This is a genomic window from Marinobacter maroccanus (assembly GCF_002933275.1).
Taxonomy (GTDB): Bacteria; Pseudomonadota; Gammaproteobacteria; order Pseudomonadales; family Oleiphilaceae; genus Marinobacter; species Marinobacter maroccanus.
Genome location: NZ_PSSX01000011.1, coordinates 41,472 through 66,449 on the forward strand (window position 1 = coordinate 41,472; position 24,978 = coordinate 66,449).

Genomic DNA, 24,978 nt, shown 5'->3' on the forward strand with positions numbered 1-24,978 from the left:
TCGGTCATGCGAAGCGAACAGATGCGCTTCCGATGCCACCTATGTCTACGCGCATATAGTCACCGGCCTTGACCGGCTCAAGGGGTACCAACGAGCCGGACAGAATGACTTCTCCGGCCTTAAGGGAAATACCGAACTCACCCAGCGTATTCGCAAGCCAGGTAACACAATTCACCGGCGAACCCAGTGCCGCTGCACCAGCACCGGCGCTGATCACACTGCCGTTCTTCTCGACCACCATCCCGCAGGTAACCAGATCCACCTTGCGAGGAGACACCGCTTGGTCCCCTAGGACGAACAGTCCGCAGGAGGCGTTGTCGGCAACGGTGTCCTGAATGGATATCTTCCAGTCCTGGATGCGGGAATCGACGATTTCGAAGCACGGCATGACGCACTCAGTCGCGGCCAGAACATCCGCATTGGTGATACCGGGCCCCGTCAGATCTTTCTTAAGGATGAAGGCGATTTCGCCCTCAGCTCGGGGGGCAATCAGCCGATCACTGATGGGCATCACCTCGCCACTGTTGAACACCATGTCGTCGGTGAGATAGCCAAAATCTGGCTGATGAACATTGAGCATGTTCTGTACGGCTTTGCTGGTAACGCCAATCTTCTTGCCGATGATCGAGGCGCCATCCGCTAAACGACGTTCCAGCATGCGCAGAGAAATGTGGTAGGCATCGTTAATGCTGATGTCTACACCACGGCTGGTGAGCGGGGACACGGCCTCCCGCTTGATCATGGCCTCGTAGAGTTCGTCACCGAACGCCTGGATCTTTGCCTGTTCCATTACTTACCTCCGGCAGCGGCTTGATCCGCTTCGTTCAGGAAATCATCAACCAGACGGGCAAACCGACTGGCGTGTTCAATCTGGGTCCAGTGGCCACAACGGCCAAACACGTGCAGCTGGGCACGATCAATCAATTCGGCCAACTTGAGTGATGCCTCCAGTGGAATCACTTCGTCTTCACGGCCGTGAATGATCAGCGTCTCGTGGGGCAACGCGCGAATCGACTCTTCAGGGCTGGCGAGGTTGTCCACCCAACGCTGACGCGGGGCCGGGAACATGGCCGCAAACGACTCCTGAAAGCCAGGACGCACGCTGGCCTGATAACGCATTTCTGCCAGTTCGTCGGTCAACAGGCCCTTGTTAAAGGCAAACACATCCATCAATCGACGCATGGTTTCGAGAGACGGCTGGTAACCCCAGACTTCGTCCAGGCCCTTGGTGATCGGAAAGCTGACCCCGACAGAGCCCATCAGCACCAGACGGCGAACGCGCTCTGGATGTTCGATGGCCAGCGACAATGCCAGACCACCCCCGAAGGAGTTGCCCACCAGATCGACCTGCTCAAGCCCCAGCTCGTCCATGACCCCGATGGCATGTTTCACCCAACGCTCACGGTTATAGATCTTGTCTTCCGGGCGCTCGCTGTAGCCAAAGCCGAGCATGTCCGGTGCAACCACCCGGCGGTGTTTAGCCAGCTCGGGAATCACCAGCCGCCAGTTGGCCCAGGCGGTTACCCCGGGGCCGGAACCGTGAATCATCATCAACGGGAAGCCACCTTCGCCGTGATCGTGCACATTGGTCCGGTAGCCGGCCGCGGTGATCTCACGCCCAATTTCAGGGCTGTCTACAGGTGCGTTCATGGCTACCTCACAATTTGATACAGATGTTTTTGGTTTCAGAGTAGAACTCCAGACCGTGTACTCCGCCTTCGCGACCAAGCCCGGATTGTTTGGCGCCGCCAAAGGATGTGCGCAGATCACGCAGGAACCAGGAGTTCACCCACGCCAGACCAACCTCCATCTGTTCTGCCACGCGAAGAGCACGGGCGGAATTTTCTGTCCAGATGGCACAGGCAAGGCCGTAACTGGTGTCATTCGCCAGCTCGATGGCTTCTTCTTCGGTGTCGAACGGACGGATGTGACAGCAAGGACCAAAAATTTCTTCGCGGATAACACGGGCGTCTTCAGGAAGGCCAGTCCAGATGGTCGGTTCAATCCAGGCTCCAGCGTTCAGCTCTGCGCCCATATCGGGAATGCCTCCACCAATCTCAACGGTTGCACCCTCTTCGCGAGCCAGATCGTAATAGCTTTTAACTTTGTCACGATGCTCCAAGCTGACCAGAGGTCCGAAATTCGCATCGGGGTCTTCTGGTCGGCCGAGTTTCAGCTTGGCCACCTCTTCTTTCATACGCGCGAGAAACTGATCAAAAATCGAGCGCTCTACATAGACCCGCTCGGTCCCTAGGCAGACCTGACCACAGTTTACAAACGCGGAGCGCATGGTTCCCTCCACGGCTTTTTCGAGATCGCAGTCAGCGAACACAAGGCCAGGGTTTTTGCCGCCGCACTCCATGGAAACATTACGCAGGCCTACTGCGGCGGCTTTCATGATGACCTCACCGGTGCGGGTTTCACCGGTGAAGGTGATCGCATCCACTAATGGATGAGAAGTCAGGAACGCACCCGCAGAGTTAGGGCCAAAACCGTGCACCACGTTAAACACACCTGGTGGCACACCACACTCGTTCATGACCTCACCTAGCAAAGTCGCCGTAGCAGGTGTTTCTTCCGACGGTTTAACAACAACCGTATTCCCACAGGCCAGCGCAGGGCCAACCTTGAAGGTCATCAACAACAATGGAAGGTTCCAGGGAGACACCACGGCAATAACGCCCTTTGGCGTCCGATGGCCTATGTTTACGGCGCCCGTACCATCCGGGGTATCCATTCGGAAGCCCTCAGTGGGATGGTTCATGGAATCCGCAAATTCCTTGAAGTTAGCTGCACCGCGGGGAATGTCGATGTGGCTGGCCATCGAGCGTGGCTTGCCGGTATCGAGACACTCTGCGGCGAGAAATTCGTCGAAACGCTCATTGATGCGGTCCGCGATCTTATTCAACATGGCGGCACGCTGCTTTTGGGTCAGCTTGCTCCAAGGACCCTTAAGCGCAGCTTTAGCGGCACGAACGGCAGCATCGACCTCCGCCTCGCCGGCCTCGTGAACTTGGCCAATTAGGCTATTGTCCACCGGGGAGCGATTTTCGAATTTTTTGCCGCTGGCCGAAGCCACGTATTCGCCGTTGATAAAATGCTTGAATTCGTTCATGACTGCCTAGTCCTGTTAAATTGAATCCCGTTCGGCCTGTTTGTAATCAGGTCAACACGGTCAGGAAGCGTTCGTTCAGTACGCGATCATGGTAAAAAATCGCCTTACCGAGGTCTTCTGCCTTCCAGGTAACGGGTTTATGGTCCGGGTAGTGATAATCGCCACCGCAGAACACTTCGTTTCGGTTGCCGGATGGGTCAAAGAAATAGATGGTCTGGCCGTGGGTTAGGCCATGGCGGGTCGGGCCGATATCGATGGAGGTATCGGTCATGGAGATCAGATCCGCCGCCCGCAGCACTGCTTCCCAAGTATCCAGAAAGAAAGAGGCGTGATGGAACTTGCCTTTCTCTTCGTGGTGAATGAAGGCCACGTCGTGCTCCTTCATGGAGACAGTCAGGAACTGCGCTACGCGGGTGCCTTCGGGGTCCAGCACCTGTTCCGCCAAATGAAATCCCAGCACGTTCACGAAAATGTCGTACACGGCGGCCAATTCCGGGCCGTAGAACAAGGCGTGGTCAAAGCGCACGGCCTTCATGCCTTGCAGTCCACGGGGCCAGGCTTCGGGGTTAACAGCGGATACGCCCCATTTCCCGGTGTATTTCTTGTCAGCATAAAGCTCAAAGGCATGACCGGAGGGCACGGTAAAGCGAACGCGGCGACCGCAGTCTTTCAACTCTTCCGCTGGTACCTGCTCAACCTCAACACCGTAGTCCACAAGGTCTTTTTCAAGCTGGTTCAGGGCGGCTTCATCCACCACCTTGAAGCCCATGAAGTCGCAGCCCGGCTCGTCGGTTTCGCGCAGAACCACAGAAAATTTGTCCACTTCGGTCCAGGCCTTCAGGTACACACGGCCCTGGTCGTCTCGGTCGGTTTCGATCAGACCCATCAGGTCTGTGTAGTGTTTGACGGCTTCTTCCAGATCAAGAACGCGAATCTGAACGTGGCCGGGACGCATCACACCTTTTTTCATGACAATTACCTCTATACTTTTGTTGTTTTCTGTTTTTCGAATGCTGCCTCCGGCAGAGGCACACACTCTATGGTCAAATCCGTCAACGGGTAGATTCTGCAAGCCAGCACCTCACCCTTATCGATGGCTTCCGGCGGCACGTGAGCCTTGCTCATCTTTCCGCACTCGAAATCACCTTCTACAATCCGAATCTTGCAGAAACCGCAGCCACCGCCACGGCACCCGACCGGCACACATTTCTTGCCTGCCTGCTCCATTGCCTTAAGGACGCTCTGGCCCTCCTGGCAAAGGAAGTGATCGCCGGTTGTCCGGTTGTTTACCTGGAATCCGGCCATGGCCACCTCCCGGTCAGATCTTCTTGAACAGAGCTGAACGCTGGGTTTCTTCCGCACCGTCAGCCGCTGTCAGGAATTTCTCCATGAAAATGTCCCGCTCGAACAACCGGCCCTGCATCAAGGCGGTGATCGCCGCATCAATCATCGGTGGCGGTCCACACAGGTAGGCTTTGTTGCCGGCGAATCGGCCATCAAAATGTGCCTTGGCGGCTTCGTGCACGTAGCCCTGGTATCCGCTCCAGTCGGCATCATCCTCGGCCTGACTCAACGCAGGCACGTAGGTGAAGTTGTCGTGGTCACGATCGAGGGCTTCAAACAACTCGCGGTTGTAAAGCTCGGCCTGGTTGCGGGCACCCTGGAACAACACGATTTTGCGTTCATCGTTCTGCTCCAGTAGGTCCAGAATCATCGATTGCGGGCTCGACAGGCCGGAGCCACCGGCGATGAAAATCAGGTCGCCGGGCTGAGAGCTGCGCACGAAGAACTGGCCGTAAGGGCCCGACAACTGGAGTTGATCGCCCGCTTTCAGTTGCTCGTGGATATATGATGTGGCAGCACCGCCTTCGACCAGGCGAACATGCAGCTCCACTTCATCAGCCTTGCTGGGCTGGTTGGCCAGGGAGAAGGCCCGGGCGCCATCAACGCCAGGTAGTTCAATGTTGATGTACTGGCCAGCCTGGAAGGTCATGGGCCGGTCCAGCTTCAGGTGCAGCCCCTTGATGGTCGGCGACAAGTCCACGATGTCGGTGACAGTTGCGGCGTAATCCTCAACAGGATGGCCTTCAAAGTCAGGATCAACATCAATGTCGGCTTCGATAGTGACATCGCTCTCGACGGTCGCGCAGCAGGCCAGCACCTTGCCTTCATCCCTCTCCACATCCATCAAGGCAAACGGTGAGGCGTCACCGATCTCAACGTCGCCCTCAAGCACCTGCACCTTGCAGGTAGCGCAGGTGCCGTGACCGCAGGCAAACGGCAACCAGACGCCCTGACGGAGCGCCGCCGCGAGGATGGTCTGGCCATCCTCCACTTCGATCTGCTCGCCAATGGGTTCTATAGTTACTGTATGGCTCATAGCGCTACCCTCAGTATCCGACGTTTGCCATACCGTCCAGGCCGGGAGTGGTCACTGTCAGCATGCTTTTGTGATCAATACCGTTGTCTATCAGGCTGGCATCGGCATTCGGTGTAAAAGGCTCGTCGTTCAGCAGCCATTGCGCCTTCAAAAAGTCCGCCTTGGCAGAATCCGGGTGCGACGCGGTGGCCGGTTTGATGATCTCGTCCACCAGTGCACGGAAGGACATGTCCGGCTGCACCAAAAGTGCAAAGGGTGCACAGAACATCAGGTGGTTGGGCCAGTAGACGTACAGCAGCTGCATGCCGTTGAAGTTCTCAACCTTATCTTTGGCTTCAAACTTGTAGTCGTATAAAGCGTTAACACTCATAGTGGTCACCTTGTTGTTTTTGTGGGTGAATCGCCTGGCGCGGTTGTCGGCCAGACGACTCCCGAATCAATTTCAGGCTGCATCCTTTTTCTCGTCCGCCGGCTTGAGGCCCTTGATGGACAGCCAGCGCTTGTGGTCTGGAGAGCCCAGGTACTCGAAATTGTCCTCGCCGATGTTGATGTGGTAATACTTCTGCACCACGGTCTCGACGTCTGCGCCTTCACAGTTGCCCTGATAGATCTGGTGCACCGGCAGCCAAGCCTGAATGTACTTCTCCGGTTCATGCTCGAAAATTTCACAGCAGGCTTCAGAGCAGAAGTGATAGCGCTCGCCTTCGTACTTCAACTGACGGTGACTGAGCTTGGTGGGCGCACCCATCTCGGTGAACAGCGTCGGCACCTGACACACCTGGCAGAGTTGCGGCAAGGTGTTGTTGTAGAACCGACGGCCAGCAGCAGCTTCCTTCGCCAAATGCTCGTAACGTGGGCGGTAGTACTTGTCGAAAGTGTCCGGGTACTTCTCGGACATCCAGTCCATCTCTTCCTTCTCTGGAATCCAGGTATGGAAGTTGGTGGCCTGGCTGTACTGGTAGAAGGTTGTCCACAGTTGGTGGCTCAGATGATGCTTGGCATCGTTGGCGACTTCCTGGTATTTGGGCGGACGAATGCCGTAACGCTCAAGATCCTTGAACAGGGCGCCACCGTTCTGCTCGTAGTACACTTCCCAGGCCTCAGACCAGGACATGACTTTGTTCGGCAGCATGTAGTCCATCATCATGCTGACCAGGCTGAGCAGGCGGAAACCACGCCAGAACCACTTGTCGATCCAGCGCTGAACGATGGGCACGTTGTCTTCGTGCTGCTCTAGGATGAACTTGATCACCTCAAGGCCCAGGGTCATGTGGCGTGCTTCGTCTGACTGTGCAGAGAAGCCGAAGGTGACGGTGGCCATGTCGCCGTTGTAGGCCGCACCCGACATGAACGGTACGAACAAGAGGTTAGTCAGCACATATTCGAATGAGAAAGAAATCGCAGTCAGGAATTCGAACGGACCGGCGGTGCGGGCATCGTCAAAGAATGACTTGGGCACCGACAGGAACCATACCCGGTCGTGCATGTGCGCGGCATCATGCAGGCCGTTAAAGTGCTTGTTGTAGTGGCTCATCGCGTGTTGCTGGGTCTGAGAATGACGCAGCTCGTCAATCGCCTGCATCTGGCAGGCCACCCGCGCACCGGTACCACTGAACTGACGACCTGTTTTGGCATAACCCTGGAAGGCCGCGTGTTCCAGCGGAGAGACACCACTGAGGAACAGTTTCAGAGCGTTGACGTAGCGAGCGTCTGAAATGTTCTGGTGGCCATTATTCTGGGCAAACGCATCAAAAATGGCGTACAGCTTCTTCTCTTTTTCCGCCTGGTACTTCCAGTAAGAATCCATGGTCAGACGGAACGGGTCTTCCCACTGGGACCAGTCGGTGATCTTGATTCCTTCAAAGTCCTCGTCCGGAAAAATGTCTTTCTTTTTCTGGTAGGTCGGTTCCCAACCCATGTCGCGGGTCAGATACTGGTATTTATCTTTGAGATTCAATTTCTTGTTTTGAACAGCCATGATGGTTCTCCCGATTATTTCCACTCAAGAATGAAGTGGTCATCGTCTTCATCGACATTGCCGCCGATGCTGATGACATTTATGAGCATTTCCTGAACGTCCCAATCGCGTCCGAGCTTTTCTTCCATGGTTTCCCGGTTCATCACCAGGCGCTTCTCGGCCTGGATCCGAATCATCGCCGGCTGGTGCTGCATTTCCGCATGAGGGTTATCGTCCATAACCGCTTCGGCGAGATAGCGAGAGTCGTCGTTGTCTTGAAATACAATGAATACCAGCTGGCTCATGCTGAGACTCCCTGGCTCTGCAGACCGAATTTCTTCAGGCGGGTAGAAAGCTCTGCCCGGGATTCATCGAGGGCGTCAATACCGACGGAGGCTTCGGCCAGTGGCTTGAGGGCGTTGTAGGCCTGCGGCTCCCACTGATCGATCCACGTCTGGAGCAGTTCGCGGTTGGCTTCACTCTCACCCGACACGGCCTTGATCATGGCGTTGGTCCAGCGCAGTGACTCTTTGTACCAGTCCCGCATGAACTCGGTGAGCATGGACACGTCTTCCGCGCCCTGGCTCTCGAACCAGGCGTCCATCTTGTCGTAAATCAGGGTATACATGAGCCCGTCGAGCAAAATGTTCTGTACCAGAGTCAGCTCAAACCAGTCGTCAACCACCAGGGTGTCTTCCACCAGTTTGCGCATGGGCTGCCACAGCTCGTCCTCCATCCAATAGCCTTTGGACTCGTCCAGTGCCTTACCGGTACTGCCGTCGATCATCAGAGCAATGCGAGACAGATACTGGCCAATACCCAGACGATCCATCGCGGTGTAGATGTGCATCTGTGAAACGGTGGTGGCTACCGCCTCACCCGCAATCTTGCTGTTGTTCATGTTGGCGCCCAATTCAACATGGCGCAGGGGCACCAGCAGGCGCAGCAGTTGCTTCTGGGTTTCTTCCGGAAGCCGGGTCAGCAGGTTGCGCTTGTCGCAAAAACCGAAGCTGGTCTCGGCTGCTTCCTGCATTTTTGCCCGGTTACCCACGTAGGCGCCGTAGTAGAACTGGCGGGGATCAGACACCGCGTACCAGTCTTCCATGCGGATGGCGGTGCGGCGATCATCATTGAGCTCGTATCGGGAATCCCACTGGGGGCGGTAATGAAAGTTGGTTTTCGCCTCCAAGTCGTAGCTTGCTTCCTGATAGCGCGTCGCCGGCTTGTCACCGAAACGGCGAGCAATGTGGCTGTAGGTGTGACGAATGGGCTCCACCGAAGTGGTTTTGATTTCAATACTCATATCAACCTTTCCGTTTTGTTTTTGTGGATCAGAGTGATGTGGGTTTTGCGCTGCCGTTCAGTAACGCTCTCCGCGTTCACCGAAGCGCCACTTGATCATGTCCTCATCGATCTGACGGATCATGTCGGAGTCCATGTGGACAACGTTGTTGTGCTTGCAGAAAATTTCGAAAGCCTCTCTGGGTAAAACCAGTTCGACGAACAGCTCCGGGTGACCGATGGCAAAATCGAATTCCACGAACTTGTCGCCCGGCTCGCTGCGAACCCGGATATAACGGGTCATCTCGTCAAAGGTTTTGGTGTGAAGGTCGCTGTTCATGATTTGCACCGCTTTGTTTGCTTTTTGTCTGAGAAGGTGAGGAGCAACGGGTGTGCCAAACCCTTCAAAAAGGCGAGCGCAAACTTACATCCAACTGTTTTTCATACAGTTATCAGCTATTCGAAATGAATCAGCGTGAATAAAACCGGGAGGGTGACCGCTACTTCCGGGGCTATTTTTTACTAAATGATCAATTTTCACAGTCCGGATAACCAAATGCTGAGACGGTATGATCCAGCCCTGCTGCAATCAGTTTTTTTTATCATTTGGTTGATTTGTGGCATCCATCAGGTATTAACTATTTAAGCGAAATGCCAACACGCTCTCCGAAAAGAGCAGTCCCCGCCGACAACAACAAAAGGGGTAACCACCATGGCTGTAAGCTACAAGCCACAGCTGAGTTATTCAGACTTCAGGGATCTCAAGGACCAGATCCAGTTTCAATCCACGGAGGGCAAAATCTGGTTTGGCGAACAGCGTATGCTGTTGATGAATCTCAGTTCATTGGCAGCATTCCGTCGCGAGATCGTTAATAGCATGGGCATTGAGAGAGCCAAGGGGTTCTTCCTGAGGCTTGGCTATCTCTCTGGCCTGAAGGATGCCGAGCTGGCCCGCAAGCTAAGGCCTCATTGCGGTGAGCTGGACATTTTTCTGGCCGGCCCACAACTGCACTCGCTAAAGGGCATGGTGAAAGTCGTTCCCCTGGAGATAGATCTGGACCAGGAAACTGGAGATTTCTACGGACGGTTCGAATGGATCGACTCCTGGGAGGTCGAGATCTGCAAGACCGAGCTGGGTCTTATGAAAGAGCCTGCCTGCTGGGTACTGCTGGGGTATGCGTGCGCTTATACCTCATCCTTCATGGGCCGGGAGATCATCTTCAGGGAAGTCAGCTGCCGGGGCTGTGGGGATGAAAAATGCGTGATTGAGGGGAAACCCGCCGAGCAATGGAAGGATGGAAAAGAGTTTTCCCGCTATTTCAAAGCCGATCCGATCATCGAAGAGCTTTACGATCTCCAGGAGCAACTAAACTCCTTGCGAAGCTCCTTTCAGCGGCAAGAAGGCCAATATTACGGTATTGGCCAGTCGGCATCCTATAACAAGGTTTGCCGGATGATCGACAAGGCCGCACAGGGCAAAGTATCGGTACTTCTTCTGGGCGAGACCGGCGTCGGCAAGGAAGTAATAGCCCGCAGTGTCCATTTGCGAAGCGCAAGGGCTGATGGGCCCTTCATCGCCGTGAATTGCGCGGCCATTCCGCCGGATCTGATTGAGGCGGAACTTTTCGGCGTCGAAAAAGGCGCCTATACGGGTGCGAACCAGTCGAGAGAAGGGCGTTTCGAGCGCGCCAACGGTGGAACCATCTTTCTGGACGAGGTTGTGGAGCTCACTCCCAGAGCCCAGGCCACCCTGCTCAGAGTATTACAGGAAAGTGAACTTGAAAGAGTGGGCGACAATCGCACCCGAAAGGTCAATGTTCGAGTGATAGCCGCCACCAACGAGAGCCTTGAACAGGCAGTCGAGGACGGCCGCTTCAGAGCCGACCTGTTTTATCGCCTAAACGTTTTCCCGGTGAGAATCCCACCGTTGCGGGAACGACTTGAAGATCTGCCTTTGCTGGCCGGCCACTTCCTGGAAAAGTTCCACGCCCAGTATGAAAAACGCACTCTGGGGTTATCGGACAAAGCCCTGGCCCTGTGCATGAACTATCAGTGGCCGGGCAATATACGGGAGCTTGAGAATGTCATTGAGCGCGGTGTCATCCTAACCGACAACAACGAATCCATCAGTCAGGATGCCCTGTTCGTCTCGCCTCCTCCATCTGAGCCAATGCCCATAGAACGAATCGATGCAGACGGTAATGTCTGCATCGGCCAGGCTGCCGGCAAGGAGGAGAGCTGGTCTGATCATATCATCAACAGCGGAATCAGCCTGGAAGAAGTGGAAGAAACACTGATGCGGCAGGCCATGGAACAGGCAAATCAGAATGTCTCAGGGGCTGCTCGAATTCTGGGGCTGACCCGTCCCGCTCTCGCCTATCGACTCAAGAAAACTGGCATTCTCGCTGAAAACTGATTCTGAAAAAGGTATCTGCGACATGGAAGTTGCGCCTGCTTCACACCGGCTGTGACGAAATGGACAACCCCGCCCAACGCTTGATCATTTGATAAAAATCAACGCTGTGATCCACGTTATCGAAAACGCAAACCTGCCAAGAAAGAAAGTAATTTTCAAAGTTATTTCAAAGCCTTAGATTTTTTAAACCCGTTCTGGCACAACCGTTGCTGAACCACCGTCAGTCGCTTTTTCACAAAAACAAAGACGGTGACCTAACATGCCATACGCTTTGGAATGCCCACGAGGCACATTTCCACCTACGCTCGCCTTTGTCGGCCTGTCCACATTGTTACTGAGCGGTTGTGAGGCCCCGCTGAATCTGGAGGCGGTGCGACAACAATCACAGCAGGCCGTTCAACGAACCGATTTTTTCCAGGCCGTTGCGCAGAACGATCGCGTTATCGCCATTGCTGGCAATACCGGAACTATGCTGGTAAGCGATGACGGCGGCCAGAGCTGGCAACGGGTGCCCGTATCCACCAACGAGAGCTTTCTCTCCCTCGATGCCTGCCCGGATGGCAGCTTCATTGCACTGACCTTTGACAACCAGTTCTGGCATGGCAACTCGGCTGGTACCCAATGGACTGCCCATGAGCTTCCAAGCCAGGAACAGATGATGACCGCCGCTTGTTCACCTGATGGCAGCTGGTGGGCAGGCGGAAGCTTCACAACGATTCAAAGTTCAACAGACCAGGGCGCCTCCTGGCAGGAAACCACACTTAACGAAGACGCCATTCTCACAAACCTTCAGTTCCTTGATTCGGAAACGGCAATGGCAACCGGTGAGTACGGCCTCTTGCTCAAAACCCTCGATGGTGGCCAGAGCTGGGACTACGCCGGTTACCTGCCGGAAGAATTCTATCCCCATTCCGCTCACTTCAGTTCGGCAACCGAAGGCTGGGTGGGTGGACTGAACGGTTTCATCTACCACACCACGGACGGTGGCGAGACCTGGAATCGTCAGGAAACAGACACCAGCATGCCGGTTTTCGGATTCATCACCGCCGGCGACTCCCTGTTTGCCCTGGGCGACAACGCCACTGTTATGGCGCTTCAAGAGAACCAGTGGACAAGCCTGGAAACGCCCAACCAGCCGCTTTACCTCCGCGATGGCGTTGCCCTCAACAACAGCCAGTTGCTCGTGGCCGGTGGCCGCGGCCTGCTCCTTCAAGTTGACATTCCCGTGGCCAAGGTGGCCAGCAAAAACCGAGGTAATTGATCATGGCCGGACTGCACAAATTCACGCACTTCCTGCACTTGCTGGAACTCTGGATTTTCAGGAACCCGCGGAAAGTACTGGCACTGATCGCAATGCTGACACTGTTCTTTGCACTGCGGATTCCGGGCCTGAAAATCTATACCGACTTTGCCGACCTGCTGCCCCAGCAACACCCTTACATTGAACTACATAACAGCATCAAGGATGACTTTGGCGGCGCCAATGTTCTGGTAGTCGGTGTTGAATTTGCCGAGGGCGATATCTTCTCTAACGAGAACCTGGCAACCATCGACCGGGTAACCCAGGCAGTAGATAACCTTCCCGGCGTCAACCACAACCTGGTTGCCAGCGTTACCCATCGCAATTCCCGGGAGATCTGGCTGACCGAGGTGGGCAGCATCAATTCCGAGCCCTATTACGACTCCACTCGGGGCGAGTACTCAGAACAGGCACTGGCTGAAATGAAAGCGGCGGTGGCTGCAAACCCCCGGGTATATGGCCCTCTGGTCTCCCCGGATTTCAGGATGGCCCTGGTCAAGGCTCAGTTGATCGAAGGCAAACTCGACTACGAGAAGACCTTCGCGCAACTGCAGCAGCTCCGCGAGCAGGAGGCCGTTGACGGCGTCACCATCTACGCCACAGGCCAGCCAGTACTTGTTGGCTGGGCCTACACCTACATGGACCAGATCCTGCAGATTTTCATCTTCACCGTACTCGCCATGCTCGCGCTGCTGGTATTCCACTTCCGAAAGGCGTACGGCGTGCTCATTCCCCTTGGCGGTGTCCTGATCTCCACGATCTGGGGCCTTGGGATCATCAGCCTGCTCGGGTACAACCTGGATCCGCTCGGCCTGGTGATCCCCTTTTTGATTGCAGCGAGGGCCATGAGCCACGGTGTTCAACTGGTGGAGCGGTACTACGCCGAAATCCGCGAACTTGGCGAAGGGTCAAAGGCAGCCAAGGCCACCTTCGACAGCCTGTTCCGCCCCGGCTCACTGGGCGTGGTTTCTGATGCCATTGGTTTGTCATTGATCGCTATCGGCTCGATTCCTCTGAACACCCATCTCGGCATTTACGCCTCCCTTTGGGCAATCACTGTGGTGTTCACGGTTCTGATCGGTGTTCCCCTGCTGCTTTCCATCCTCCCCACACCGAAAAACGCCGAGATGCGCGAAACTGCCCTGCGTTATATCGGGAGCAGTTGCTCTAGAACAGTGACTCGCCCGGGACGGGCAAAAGTTGTATTGGCGGCGGCTGCCATTGTGATGGGCGCAGGTGTGCTTGCTGCCTCCAACGTCCAGATCGGCGACTCGGAGCCCGGCTCCCCCATCCTGTACCCGGACCATGATTACAACATCTCATCCCGTGTGGTGAACGATCGCTTCCCCGGGTCCGAGGAGCTGTATGTAATCGCCGAAACCGACGAGAAGGGTGGTCTCAAGCGCCCGGAAGTCCTCAAAGCACTGTCTGACTTCCAGGCGCACATGCTCTCCGATCCCGGTGTTGGGGGATCCAAGGGCCTGCCAGACCTGGTCAAGCAGGTAAATCGGCTGATGCACAACGACGATCCACGCTGGTACCAGATTCCCCACGACCAGCGTTATGTGGGTGGCCTTATGTTCACCTACATGGCCTCAAGCCCGATTCCCGGGGCCCTGGATGAGTTCAATGACACGGACGACCGTGTCGCTAATCTGGTGTTCTTCTATAAGGACCGCCAAGGAGAAACCATCCGCCGGGCCATTCACATGGCCAAGGAATGGATCGCAGAGAATGGTGACAGAGTTGAAGGCCTGACCATTCGCCTGGCAGGCGGAACCCTCGGCGTTGCCGCAGCCATGAACGAGTCGGCATTCGACACCAACATAATCGTTCTGCCCCTGGTCTTCCTGCTGATCTTCGCCTTCGTGATGCTGTTCTACACGTCCTGGCATGCCGGGCTGATGATGCTGCTGGCCATGTTGTTCGCCACCACCCTGACCTACGCCTACATGGGCCTTTACGGACTGAGCATCGATATCAATACCGTACCCGTGATCGCCGTGGGTATCGGCGTCGGTATTGATTACTCCATCTACATGATGGACCGCATACGGGAGGAAATGGCCAAGTGCGGCGAGCTACGCGAGGCGGTGCGCCGGGCCATTGCCACCACCGGTATGGCGATCAGCTTCACGGCTTTGACCCTGATGGCCGGCATCATCATGTGGGTGATTTTCTCCGACCTGCGCTTCCAGTCCGATGCGGCCATGCTGCTGTGCGTGATGATCGTCATCAACGGCATTGCCGCCATGCTGCTGGTGCCCTCCTGGGTGCTGGTATTCAAACCCCGATTTATTACCAACGTCTACGCAGACGAGGACGGCATCCTCCACGCCGACCGTCAACGTTCAGAACCGACTCCATCGCCGACCGACAACCGTCAGGACGGTGAGGGATACGTAGCCGGAGCAACGTCCCGGGCCTGACCCCGGGACGCTCCATCACAACCCAAACGAGGATCTGCCATGCAAACAAAAATAAAAGGCCTGAGTCTTTGGTGCGCTGTATTCTCCAGCACCACTGCACTCACCCTGGCTGCGCTGCCCGGCACTGTTGCCGCGGAGGATACCAGGATCAATGGCTTCTATGAGAACGCAACCTACGCTCGTGACGGAGTGGGTCTGTCCAAATTCCGTAATACTCTCCAGCTGGAAGGCGAAAAGCGGATCGGGGACGTGGGCATTTTCAGTAATGTCTCCGTGAACGGAACGCTTCGCGGCACCTACGATGGGGTCTACGACCTTAACGACGATGAGTACGGCAGTGAAGCCGGTGGCCCGGTTCAGCTTCAGGACATTGCCCAGGGTACGGTTCCCCATGGTGGCGGCATCGCACCAACGCCGTTCTTCGGCTTCGACATCAATGAGAACCCGAACGACGGAATGGTGGTTCTCGGCGAGCACCTGCACGATCAGGACAATGGTGTTGCCTTTGGTGTCCCCGTCCGCCCCTGTGACGTTGACAGCCGCGGTTGTATCGACGACTACCTGGACAAGGACGAAAACGAGCTCCGTTTCCAGGAGTTCAATGACCGTCTGGATTTCATCCGGGAACTCTATGTTGATTTTGATCTGAATTTCGACAGCGGCAACGTGCTCAGTACCCGGCTGGGCAAGCAACAGGTTATCTGGGGCCGTACCGACCTGTTCCGGGTTCTGGACGTCATCAACCCTGTAGATTACTCCCGCAACAACATCTACGACGAACTGGAAGACATCCGGATTCCCATGTGGATCCTGAAAACGGACTACCGTATGGGCCCAACCGAGGTTTTTGAGGGCTTCGCCTTTGATGATCTCAACTTCCAGGTGGTCTGGAACTTCGATGAGTTCCGTCCCCACGACATCGGTCAGTGCGGCCAGCCCAACGTGATACTGGATGCCGGCTGTTTCTTCCGGGGCATGAACAACCTCTGGGAGAACGGCGGCACCGTGGCCAACTTCGCGGGCGCAACACCGGATGGTGGTCTGGCCACCGACTTCGGACCGGGACAGATCGGTATCCGCCGTGCCAACATGCCTAGCTGGAAGCTGTCCAACACCCAGCTGGGCCTGAAACTGGAAGGTGTGTACGGCGATCTGGGTTTCTCCCTGAACGCCCTGACCTACCGATCCCAATTGCCCTCGCTTCGTGGCGGTATCCCGGCACAGAATGCGTTTGACGGCACCACTGACGTTTATCCCTCTTTGATCGCATTCGATATCCACTTCCCGCGGGTCAACCTGGTGGGTGGCTCCCTGGACTATTACTCCCAGGGTATCGATACCGTGTTCCGGTTCGAGACTGCTTACACCTCCGGCGAGGAATTTGCCAATACCCTGCGCGAGAGACTCTACTCCGAGTCGGACGTGGCGCGTTACGTTATTGGCGCAGACAAGAACGTCTACATTCCCTTCCTGAACGAAAACCAGTCGTTCCTGTTCTCCGGCCAGATCTTCGGTCAGCACATACTCGATCACGAACGTGAGCAGAGAACGTACGGCGAGGCCGGCATTCCGGACTGGGAGCATAACTGGATTGGCACCCTGCTGATTCAGGGCTTCTACATGAACAACCGTCTGATTCCGAAACTGATTACCGCCCATGACTTCCGTGCCCAGGCCACAACACTGGCTCCGAGTGTCGACTGGATCGTGACAGACCGATTCAAGGTGACCGCCGGCGCTAACGTGAAGGTCGGAGACGGTGCCCGCAAATTCGACGACTGCCGTTCCTGTAACCCCTGGGATCCGTTCACCCAGACACCAGGTGTGGTCAATCACCAACCCGGAGAGTCCGCAGGTCTTGGCGGCTATGAACCACTCGGTCGCTTCAAGTCCGGGCCGATCGGCATGGCCCAGGAAGAAGACGAAGTTCAGCTGACCGTTCGTTACAGCTTCTGATCACGAGGTAACACCATGAGACAACAAATGATGAAACACTTTACATGCACTCTGATCGCTGGCTGTACCGCCAGCCTGATGGCCACTGCCGCTCTGGCAGAAGAGGCAGTCATTACCGAGTCCTTCTATCCCTATAAAACTGAGACACCTCAGCACGAGGGTCTTGAGCCCGGAATGGTGATCGACCAGTCCAACGTTGCCCAGTTCAAGGACATCATCGACCCGGCCTTCTACGGCTTTATTGAGCAGGGCTGGACCACCATGGTCGTGGGTGAAACCACGTCGTTCGATCTTCACCCCAGCTACGTTGAGGCGACCCGCCTCGGCATGGATCAGGTCACCCTGGGTGCCCAGGTGGGCGAAATCAACGGTTGGCAGGCGGGCCGCCCGTTCCCGGAGGAACCGAGCACTGACGATCCACGCGCCGGTGAGAAGCTGGCCTGGAACTACAAGTACGGCTATAACTGGGGCGACAGCGCCGCCATCTCGCCGTTCTACTGGAAATACCGTGACATGAACTCCGGCGATGTTGAACGCACCATCAAGTTCAACTTTCACTTCCTGAACTACAAGGGACGGGTGAACCAGGAGCCAACACCGGAAATCACGCCGAACCCGTCCGACTTGTTCAGGGCCATCTATCTGCAGGTACTGGATCCCGCCGACGTGCGTGACACCCAGTTGCTGATCCACCGGGCCGCAGACGACTTGAAGCGGGATAACTCCTGGCTGTACCTGGGCTTCCAGCGCCGGGTTCGTCGCCTCGCCACCGGCCAGGTCACCGACGCCTTCCTCGGTTCGGATCTGATGATCGAGGATTTCGAGGGCTATAACGGCCGAATCTCGGACATGAACTGGACCTACAAAGGCACCCGTTACATGCTGATGCCGTTCTATAACCACAATGAGCTCAAGCTCGACACCGAAACCCACAGCGACAGCGACGGCTATCAGGTGGTTGCTTTCAGTGGGCAGGGCGGCTGTTTCCCGGACATCACCTGGCAGCTGCGCAAGGTATACGAGGTTGAGTCGGTGCCTGTCGATGAGAGTCATCCGCTTTCAAAGCGAGTGCACTTCATGGACGCCCAGACCTTTACTATCCCCCGTACAGTGTCTTATGACCGCAAAGGTAGCCTCTGGAAAACCTTCACCATTGGCCAGGCCCACCCTGACCATCACCTGGCCAAGAACAAGGGCACCGGGGTTTCCATTGACGACAGCTTCAGCATGATCGACGTGCAGGCAAGCCACTGCACCACCGGCCAGTTCAAGGGCCAAGTGGATCCCGAAATGTCGCCGCCCAACATGTTCAACGTTCAGTACCTGCGCGCTACGGGCAGTTAACCGGGCATCATTGTTGCTCCTCTTTTGGGCCCGCTTCGGCGGGCCCCTTTTTTCTGTAACGGGGAAGAAAACATGTCAGTAGGCGAAAACACATCGAACCCACTCGATCACAGCAGCGAACCACTGACGGTCGTTGTGTCACGAAGAGTGCGTAAAGGCAAAGAAAACGCATTTGAGCAACTCAGCAGCCAGATGACCCAACGGGCAGCTAACTTCCCGGGCTATCTGGGCGCCACCATGTTCCGACCATCCTCTCCCGATGATCCCGAATACCGCATTGTCTTCAAATTCAGCGATCGGGAGACGCTGACGGCCTGGGAAGAATCGGAACAGAGGGGCGAGTTGCTGCAACAGATTGAAAGCCTGCTGGTTCAACCCAGCGAGCGGGAGGTCACCTCGGGAATCGTCACCTGGTTTACCCTCCCGGGCCAGAATCCGGTGAAACCACCGCCCAAATGGAAGATGACCATTGTCAGCTGGCTGGCGCTTTATCCGGCGGTAACCCTGGTTTTCGTAATGTTCGGCGAAATTCTGGCGCAAATACCCCTGTTGCTCAGAACCATGGCGGTGACCATCGTGGTCATGCTGCTGATGAGTTATGTGCTGATGCCGAGAATGACAAAATGGTTCACGTTCTGGCTGTTCCCGGATCGAAACGGAAACAGCCGCTGATCCGTTGCTGGCTTAGCCGGTCACAGGTGTTTCATCAACGCCTGTAGCTGTGGATTCTCCGGAAATCGCTCCAGAAGTGCCCCGGTAACCTTGCGGGCCTCGTCCTGCTGTTGGAGCTGAAACAAAGCCACCGCATAGCGATAACCGAACAGCCACTGGTCAGGCGCCAGTGCTGTGGCCCGTTCCAGATCTTCCAAAGCCTTGCTGTAGTCTTTCAGCTTCAGGTTGATCAAGCCGCGCAGGTGAATGAGACTGGCTTCGTCCGGGGTTTGCTCCAGAGTGCGGTTGATAGCATCGATCGCTTCCAGATTGCGACCGCCGGATCTCAGGATGTCGGTAAGAAGAATGGTGCCAGGTGCATAGCCCGGGTCCTTGTTAAGAGCCTTTTCCAATGTCCTTTCGGCCTTGTAGACGAAATCACGGGCCAGCAGGTACCGGGCTTTCAGCACAAGTCCCGAGGGCAGGTCAGACTGCATCTCCAGGAAATGTTCATACTCCCCACGAACCTTCTCCCATGGAGCGGAATCCAGTTCAACGCCAAGCCATGTCAGGGACTCGAAAGCTGCAATCCGTACCGCCAGCGATGAGTCGATCAGTCCGGCCTCACCGACTCTCCGGGCATGCTCAGCCGAACCATGCCGGAGTATCCGGAACGCGCTTTCCCGCATTACCACCTGATCGCTGGCCGACAGATTCGCCACCAGGGATGGCTGTTCCTGCGCCAGCCATTGCCCTTGCTGCTCCAGCAAGGTAGCCCGGCGCAGCGCTGGTTCATCTGGGTTTTGCAGGTACTCCACCATGCCTGAGGAAGGACGCTGCTGAACGTGATACCAGGTCTCCTGCTCATAGAGTTCCGGGAACCAGCCATCAACTTCAGTGATCGACCAGTCCCGGTTTTTGTCGGTGTGGCAGCCCAGGCATACATCGGGGCTGCTGCTGGCATTCGAGATGTCCGGGCGTGGCACCATAAAGCTGTGTTCACGTCGGGCATCAATTTTCATGAACGTGCTTTCGGGCATATGACAGTTTACGCACTGCGCCCCCTCACTACCCCGTCCATGACGGTGATGTTCGGGAGTATCGAAATCAGCGGCGCTGTGACACTGGGTACAGACGGCATTACCTTGCGCCTTGAGATTGCCGGTGTGGGGATTGTGGCAATCACTGCAGACCACGCCAGCCTCGAACATCTTGCTCTGCTCGAAGGAGCCCAAAACAAACACTTCTTCTCGAATCCGGCCATCGGAATAGTAAAACGGCTCATCAAGGCGGGTCAGGCTGAATTGATCATGGACCTGACCACCACCCTGATCAGTCAGGCTCGTCCGTAAAGAATGGCAACGTCCGCAGCTTGGCACCTGATTCGGGCTGGAGTCTGGCCCCTCATGCATGGGCGGCCTCGCTCCCTGACTGACCAGCCAAGCCCCCATCGCGGCAAGCTCGACACCCGGAGCCAGAGATTTCCCATCAAGGGCTGCATGCGCGTGTTCTTCCGCATTTTCATGACAGGCCGCGCACCCTACGGAGATCTGTTGCCAGTGAGTGTCATAGCTGTCTGATTCCGCATCGTAGTTGCGTTTCAGCCCGGTGGAATGACAATCGGCGCATTGATTGTTCCAATTCTGGTAAACGCCGGTCCAATGCATGGCATCGCCGGGATGATTCTGATCCGACTCATCCAGTCGGAACCAGCGCTGACCACCCTCAGACTCGGCTCGCGTATCCCAGGCAATATTGAAGGCCTGAAGACGGCCGTGACCAACATCCACCAGATACTGCTGAAGCGGGTAAACGCCAAAAGTATACCTGACGGGCCACTCCCGGGAGTTTCCGCCTTCGCTCAAACGGATAACATACCCTTCGCCTTCACGCCGGAAGTTTGCCTGGATATCGCTGTCTGCAAATCGGCCATTGGAAAAGTTCCCCTCCACCGTGTCCGGGGTGGCGGGGGCCATTGCTACCGCGTGCTGGGAACCGGACCACTCACGCACCTCGGAAGCATGACAGCCTGCGCATTCAGAGACATCGGCAAAGGCGACTTCCGTGCTGGCCAGAAATAGCGCAAGGCTTGCAACCGCACTCAGAAAATAGTTGACCATATCATTGAATTCCGGGCCATAATTCCAAAACATTTGACCAGATCGTAAAGCCTTCATCGTTTTTAATGCCGGCGACTAAGTTCGCGCTATTTTACCTGCAAGACCCGGCCCGGTTTTACCTGGCATGGCCTGGCAATTGCTTATTTTTATACAAGTACAGGACGATGCTCCTGGTGAAGCAGACAACAACAACGATACTGCCATGAATCAACACAACGTCCCTTTTCTCAATAACGTTGGCGTGCAATCGCCCGATTTCGAGGAGGCCCGGCATTTTATCAACTCCAGGATCGACGACCGTGAGGTCTCCCCGATTTCCTCCGGCGGCCAAAGCAAGAACATCCTGACCTGGCAACCTCTGGACCGCTCCACCCTGTTTGGCGCCCGCTGGTCGGAAAAGGTGCACATCCAGTCCGAACCTCAAACCACTTTTCATGCCATTCTGGTGCTGGAAGGCTGCATTCACTGCAAAGTCAGTAAAATCAACGTCACAGCCGGTGGACTTCTGCTCATCGCGCCAGGTCAGCAGGCGGACCTGATCTGGGAAAAATCGACCCGATCGGTGGTGATCAACCTGTCCCGTCAGGCACTGGTGGATCATCTGGGCATTCCCTGTTTGGAAGTGCTCGGCAACGCCTCTGCCGTGCTGGGGCCGGAGGAGCAGGATGCCCGCCTGATCCGCCAGGGCATTGAATGCATTGCGCAACAGCACGACATTTGCGAGGGAAACCTGGATCCTGCCCTTCAGAAACAGTGGCAGAGTCTTTTGCTGACCCATTTTTCGAACCGTATCCTGCAGGCATCCCGGATCAACCCGATAATCCTGCCAGCCAAGGTGCGGCTGGTGACCGAATGGATACAGGCCCACCTAAGGCAGCCCATCTCGGTGGCGGATCTGGTAAACGTGTCCGCCAGCAGCCGGCGCTCGATAGAGTCCGGGTTCCGCACCTACCTGAACACAACACCGGCCAAATACATTCTGTGCCACAAGCTCAAAGGCGTTCGCGATCTGTTGCTTTCCAATGCTGAAATCAGCGTCGGTGATGCGGCCTACGCTTTCGGCTTTCAGCACCTGAGCCACTTTACCCGACACTATCAGGACGCGTTCGGCGAATTACCGTCCGAAACCGTTCGCCAACGGCAAAAGAGCCGGGTTATCTTCCAATAAAAAGGCCCGGTCTCAGGCTGGCTGAGCCGGGCAACACGCTTGCAGAGTCAGAAGGTTACGTTAAAACCGACAGCATAATTCGTGTCGATGACTTTCACGCCCTGAACCACCGCCGGTTTGTCATACTGGCCAGTCTCGGCCCACACTTTCACCGAGGGAGTCAGTCGCTGCTCGACTTTCAGGGTGTATACGGAATTATCCGCGGCATCATAATCATGATTCTTTTCCTTGAATCCCAAGGCAATGCCGGCGCCGTTATCTGCCTGATAGTAGGCTGAAATACCGTAGGCGTCATAATCCGCCTTGCCTTCCGGGTCTAGCGGATAGGGAGAATCGCGGTTATTTTCCCAGGTCGCCCCCAGCATGAGGCCGCCGATCTTGTAGCTGGCTCCCGCCGCAGTAATCAGATAGTCATCGGTGGCAAATGGCGGCAGCTGATTCTGCATCAGCAGCGTGGTCCCGATAGCGACACTGAGATCGCCGCTTCTGTGCACCAACCGTATCGAACGACCATCCACATTCTCATCATTGCTGTCGTTCAGGGTAATCGCCGCCACGACCGCCTTGGTGTTCAGGAACCAGGGCGTGTGGTAGGCAAAGGTGCCTGAGGTCCGGTCCGGCTGGGCAAAAATGCCATCCGGGTTCAGATCGGCGTGGGATTCGTTGTATTCATAGTGATTAATGGGGCCATAAATATCGCGCCACTGGCCGCTGGTACCACGGGGCGCCACCACGAACATGCCGTATCGGGTAGGAAGCCAGAACTTGGCCTCTTTTACATGGATATCGGCTTCACCATCACGCCCGGTCGACGGATCATCCGCGCTGTTGGCAGCGCCGGCCAGGTCCACTTCCACGGCATAGTTGAGGTTGAGTTTCTCTTGCAGAGCGACTTTGCCCTGCAGCCCAAGCTCGATTTCGAAGGCATCGGCCTCAGCATCCTCACCCTCAACTTTCAGCGCCCCGGCACTCAGGAAGCCATAGAAGTCCGGTTTTTCCAGCTCGGCCGCCATCGCCTGCGTTGCGACTGCTGCGGAAACCGCAGCAGCGAGAAAAGTTTTCATCAGTTTCATCGGTTATCTCCTGCTCGGAAAGTTGGTTTGGGATTACTCGACACACTTGCCATACAGACAGGTGGTGAAGCTGTAACCGACTTTCCGCATGTCCGCAGGATCGGCGGGGAAGACGCCATTCCGCCGGATGTAGTTATCCCACTCGGCCAGCAGTTCTTTGAGCTTTTCAGGGTTCTTGCCGGACAGATCCGTGGTTTCGGTCGGGTCATTGGCCAGGTCGAACAGTTGCCACTGGCCTGGGCCATAGGGTTCTTCCAGCAGCCGGATTTTCCAGTCACCCATGCGCACTGCAGAACGCCCGAACAACTCCCAGCCAACCACACGGTTCTTTGGGCCGTTACCATTCAGGCCTGGCAGCATGGAAACGCCCTGGATCTCGAAGATGTCGCGGCCGCTGTAGGGACTGGTTGGCAGCTCAATGCCCGCCAGTTCCAGGAAAGTCGGCATCACGTCCATCACGTGGAAGAACTCGTAGCTGACTTTTCCTTCAGCATCGTCACCCGGCAGATTTAGGATGGCAGGCACGACCAGGCCGCCCTGGGTTGGATAGCCTTTCCACATCGGCCACGGCGTGGCACTCACCTGTCCCCACTGCGCGCCATACCAGATATAGGAATTCGGCCGGCCAATGTTGTCGTAGCTGTTATCGTATTCGTTGGCGATCCATTCCTTGTTCTTAGGCAATACCTCCGGGCTGTTGCCATCGGCACCATTGTCTGACATGAACAGTACAACGGTGTTGTCGAGCTCACCCATGCTCTCCAAGTGGGCAAGAACCCGACCGATGTTGTCGTCCATGTTGTCGACCATGGCGGCGTAGACTTCCATCTTGCGCGCCTCAATCTTGCGCTGATCTTCCGTCAGTTCATCCCAGCTGGGCAGCTCGTCAAAAGGCACGTTGGCAGCCAATTCATGGCCCACGAGACCCATTTCCTTAATCTTGTCCAGTCGCTGCTGACGGATCGCTTCATAGCCCTCGTTGTAACGGCCTTCGTACTTGTTGATGTAGGAGTCAGGTGCCTGCAGCGGCCAGTGGGGCGCGGTAAAAGCGAGAAAACTGAAGAATGGTTTGTCGCCGGCAGCGTCAATGTAGGAGATCACCTTGTCGGCATAGAAGTCCGAGGAGAAGAAGCCTTCGGGCACTTGAACCTGCTTGCCGTCCTCAAGGTAGATCGCTTTCGGGTCGACCCCGATGATGGCGCGGCCGTCATCAAAGTGGCTGGCACCGCCCTGCACCAGTACCCAGGAATGATCGAAACCCCGGGCAGCCGGGCTCAGTTCTTCGGTTCGGCCCAGGTGCCACTTACCGGCAATGGAGGTGCTGTATCCGTTGTCGCGGAGCACTTCCGGCAGGGTTGCCACCAGATCATTGAGATAGCCTTCGTAGCCCGGTTTCCCTTTCTGTTCCGCGGTCAGCAATTCCGCCATATTACCAATACCGGCCTGATGGTTGTCAGTGCCCGACAACAACATGGAGCGGGTGGGAGAACAGGTCGGCGCGGTATGGAAATTGGTCATGCGGATCCCTTCATCCGCCAGTGCATCGAGAGTCGGCGTTTCAATTTCCCCGCCAAACGCGCCGATGTCCGAATAGCCGAGGTCATCGGCCACGATGAGAAGAAAGTTGGGTTGTTCGGTCTGGCTTGCGGAAGCCAGTGTGGAGGCTGCCACCAGCCCCAGAGCCATACCCAACCGACGAAGCAGTGCATTGTTTTTGTACATACTATGCCCTCAGTCAGTTCGTTGTTGTGCCACATGTGTGGTGACAGCCATTCTGCTGAGAGCCAG

The 24,978-nt window shown here is 56.1% G+C and carries 21 protein-coding genes; 7 read left to right on the forward strand and 14 right to left on the reverse strand.

What is annotated here, in order from left to right:
• Positions 1-4: 4 nt before the first annotated feature.
• The 11 genes from dmpE to KEHDKFFH_RS12940 form a co-directional block, all read right to left on the reverse strand.
• Positions 5-790, reverse strand: coding sequence for a 2-oxopent-4-enoate hydratase (gene dmpE / locus KEHDKFFH_RS12890; RefSeq protein ID WP_104322297.1), 786 nt, complete (start codon positions 788-790; stop codon positions 5-7).
• Positions 790-1,650: an alpha/beta fold hydrolase gene (locus tag KEHDKFFH_RS12895; RefSeq protein WP_104322298.1), complete on the reverse strand. Its 861-nt coding sequence runs from the start codon at positions 1,648-1,650 to the stop codon at positions 790-792. Before KEHDKFFH_RS12895 ends, dmpE begins: the two co-directional genes overlap by 1 nt.
• Positions 1,651-1,657: 7 nt before the next feature.
• A complete protein-coding gene (locus KEHDKFFH_RS12900) occupies positions 1,658-3,115 on the reverse strand; it encodes a 2-hydroxymuconic semialdehyde dehydrogenase (RefSeq protein ID WP_104322299.1) in 1,458 nt (485 codons plus the stop codon).
• A 46-nt stretch (positions 3,116-3,161) separates the two neighbouring features.
• Complete coding sequence (locus KEHDKFFH_RS12905) at positions 3,162-4,085, reverse strand: catechol 2,3-dioxygenase (protein ID WP_104322300.1); 924 nt, start codon at positions 4,083-4,085, stop codon at positions 3,162-3,164.
• Between the two features lie 11 nt (positions 4,086-4,096).
• Positions 4,097-4,420 carry a 2Fe-2S iron-sulfur cluster binding domain-containing protein gene (locus KEHDKFFH_RS12910; RefSeq protein WP_104322301.1) on the reverse strand — a complete coding sequence of 108 codons (324 nt, stop codon included), beginning with the start codon at positions 4,418-4,420 and terminating at the stop codon, positions 4,097-4,099.
• Positions 4,421-4,433: 13 nt separating this feature from the next.
• On the reverse strand, positions 4,434-5,495 hold the full coding sequence (locus KEHDKFFH_RS12915) for an NADH:ubiquinone reductase (Na(+)-transporting) subunit F (RefSeq protein WP_104322302.1): 1,062 nt from the start codon (positions 5,493-5,495) through the stop codon (positions 4,434-4,436).
• A 10-nt stretch (positions 5,496-5,505) separates the two neighbouring features.
• Positions 5,506-5,865, reverse strand: a complete 360-nt coding sequence (locus tag KEHDKFFH_RS12920) for a phenol hydroxylase subunit P4 (protein WP_104322303.1) — start codon at positions 5,863-5,865, stop codon at positions 5,506-5,508.
• A 72-nt stretch (positions 5,866-5,937) separates the two neighbouring features.
• Entirely contained in the window at positions 5,938-7,473 is a 1,536-nt protein-coding gene (locus KEHDKFFH_RS12925) for an aromatic/alkene/methane monooxygenase hydroxylase/oxygenase subunit alpha (protein ID WP_104322304.1), read from the reverse strand.
• A 14-nt stretch (positions 7,474-7,487) separates the two neighbouring features.
• The gene (locus tag KEHDKFFH_RS12930; RefSeq protein WP_044388107.1) at positions 7,488-7,757 is read right to left on the reverse strand and encodes an MmoB/DmpM family protein; all 270 of its coding nucleotides are present in this window, start codon (positions 7,755-7,757) and stop codon (positions 7,488-7,490) included.
• Entirely contained in the window at positions 7,754-8,755 is a 1,002-nt protein-coding gene (locus KEHDKFFH_RS12935; protein ID WP_104322305.1) for an aromatic/alkene monooxygenase hydroxylase subunit beta, read from the reverse strand. The genes KEHDKFFH_RS12930 and KEHDKFFH_RS12935 overlap by 4 nt, the downstream gene beginning before the upstream one ends.
• Before the next feature lie 57 nt (positions 8,756-8,812).
• Positions 8,813-9,073, reverse strand: a complete 261-nt coding sequence (locus tag KEHDKFFH_RS12940) for a phenol hydroxylase subunit (RefSeq protein WP_104322306.1) — start codon at positions 9,071-9,073, stop codon at positions 8,813-8,815.
• Between the two features lie 372 nt (positions 9,074-9,445).
• On the opposite strand from KEHDKFFH_RS12940, the gene KEHDKFFH_RS12945 reads away from it, so the two are divergent.
• From KEHDKFFH_RS12945 to KEHDKFFH_RS12970, 6 genes are all read left to right on the forward strand, one after another.
• Positions 9,446-11,149: a sigma-54-dependent Fis family transcriptional regulator gene (locus tag KEHDKFFH_RS12945; protein WP_104322307.1), complete on the forward strand. Its 1,704-nt coding sequence runs from the start codon at positions 9,446-9,448 to the stop codon at positions 11,147-11,149.
• A 259-nt stretch (positions 11,150-11,408) separates the two neighbouring features.
• Positions 11,409-12,410, forward strand: a complete 1,002-nt coding sequence (locus tag KEHDKFFH_RS12950; RefSeq protein ID WP_104322308.1) for a YCF48-related protein — start codon at positions 11,409-11,411, stop codon at positions 12,408-12,410.
• 2 nt (positions 12,411-12,412) lie between these two features.
• Positions 12,413-14,878 (forward strand): efflux RND transporter permease subunit, encoded by a 2,466-nt coding sequence (locus KEHDKFFH_RS12955; RefSeq protein ID WP_104322309.1) that lies wholly within the window; start codon positions 12,413-12,415, stop codon positions 14,876-14,878.
• Positions 14,879-14,917: 39 nt separating this feature from the next.
• A complete protein-coding gene (locus KEHDKFFH_RS12960; protein WP_104322310.1) occupies positions 14,918-16,834 on the forward strand; it encodes a DUF1302 family protein in 1,917 nt (638 codons plus the stop codon).
• A 27-nt stretch (positions 16,835-16,861) separates the two neighbouring features.
• Positions 16,862-18,178, forward strand: coding sequence for a DUF1329 domain-containing protein (locus tag KEHDKFFH_RS12965; RefSeq protein ID WP_241956499.1), 1,317 nt, complete (start codon positions 16,862-16,864; stop codon positions 18,176-18,178).
• 72 nt (positions 18,179-18,250) lie between these two features.
• Positions 18,251-18,850, forward strand: a complete 600-nt coding sequence (locus KEHDKFFH_RS12970; protein ID WP_104322312.1) for an antibiotic biosynthesis monooxygenase — start codon at positions 18,251-18,253, stop codon at positions 18,848-18,850.
• 20 nt (positions 18,851-18,870) lie between these two features.
• Here the strand turns inward: KEHDKFFH_RS12970 and KEHDKFFH_RS12975 are convergent, their stop codons facing one another.
• Positions 18,871-20,949 carry a tetratricopeptide repeat protein gene (locus KEHDKFFH_RS12975; RefSeq protein WP_158253198.1) on the reverse strand — a complete coding sequence of 693 codons (2,079 nt, stop codon included), beginning with the start codon at positions 20,947-20,949 and terminating at the stop codon, positions 18,871-18,873.
• Between the two features lie 202 nt (positions 20,950-21,151).
• On the opposite strand from KEHDKFFH_RS12975, the gene KEHDKFFH_RS12980 reads away from it, so the two are divergent.
• Positions 21,152-22,117: a helix-turn-helix domain-containing protein gene (locus tag KEHDKFFH_RS12980; protein WP_158253199.1), complete on the forward strand. Its 966-nt coding sequence runs from the start codon at positions 21,152-21,154 to the stop codon at positions 22,115-22,117.
• 47 nt (positions 22,118-22,164) lie between these two features.
• Here KEHDKFFH_RS12980 and KEHDKFFH_RS12985 read toward each other — a convergent pair whose 3' ends face one another.
• Both KEHDKFFH_RS12985 and KEHDKFFH_RS12990 read right to left on the reverse strand, forming a co-directional pair.
• Positions 22,165-23,190 carry a porin gene (locus tag KEHDKFFH_RS12985; RefSeq protein WP_104322315.1) on the reverse strand — a complete coding sequence of 342 codons (1,026 nt, stop codon included), beginning with the start codon at positions 23,188-23,190 and terminating at the stop codon, positions 22,165-22,167.
• A 33-nt stretch (positions 23,191-23,223) separates the two neighbouring features.
• Positions 23,224-24,912 (reverse strand): arylsulfatase, encoded by a 1,689-nt coding sequence (locus tag KEHDKFFH_RS12990; RefSeq protein WP_104322316.1) that lies wholly within the window; start codon positions 24,910-24,912, stop codon positions 23,224-23,226.
• Positions 24,913-24,978 lie beyond the last annotated feature (66 nt).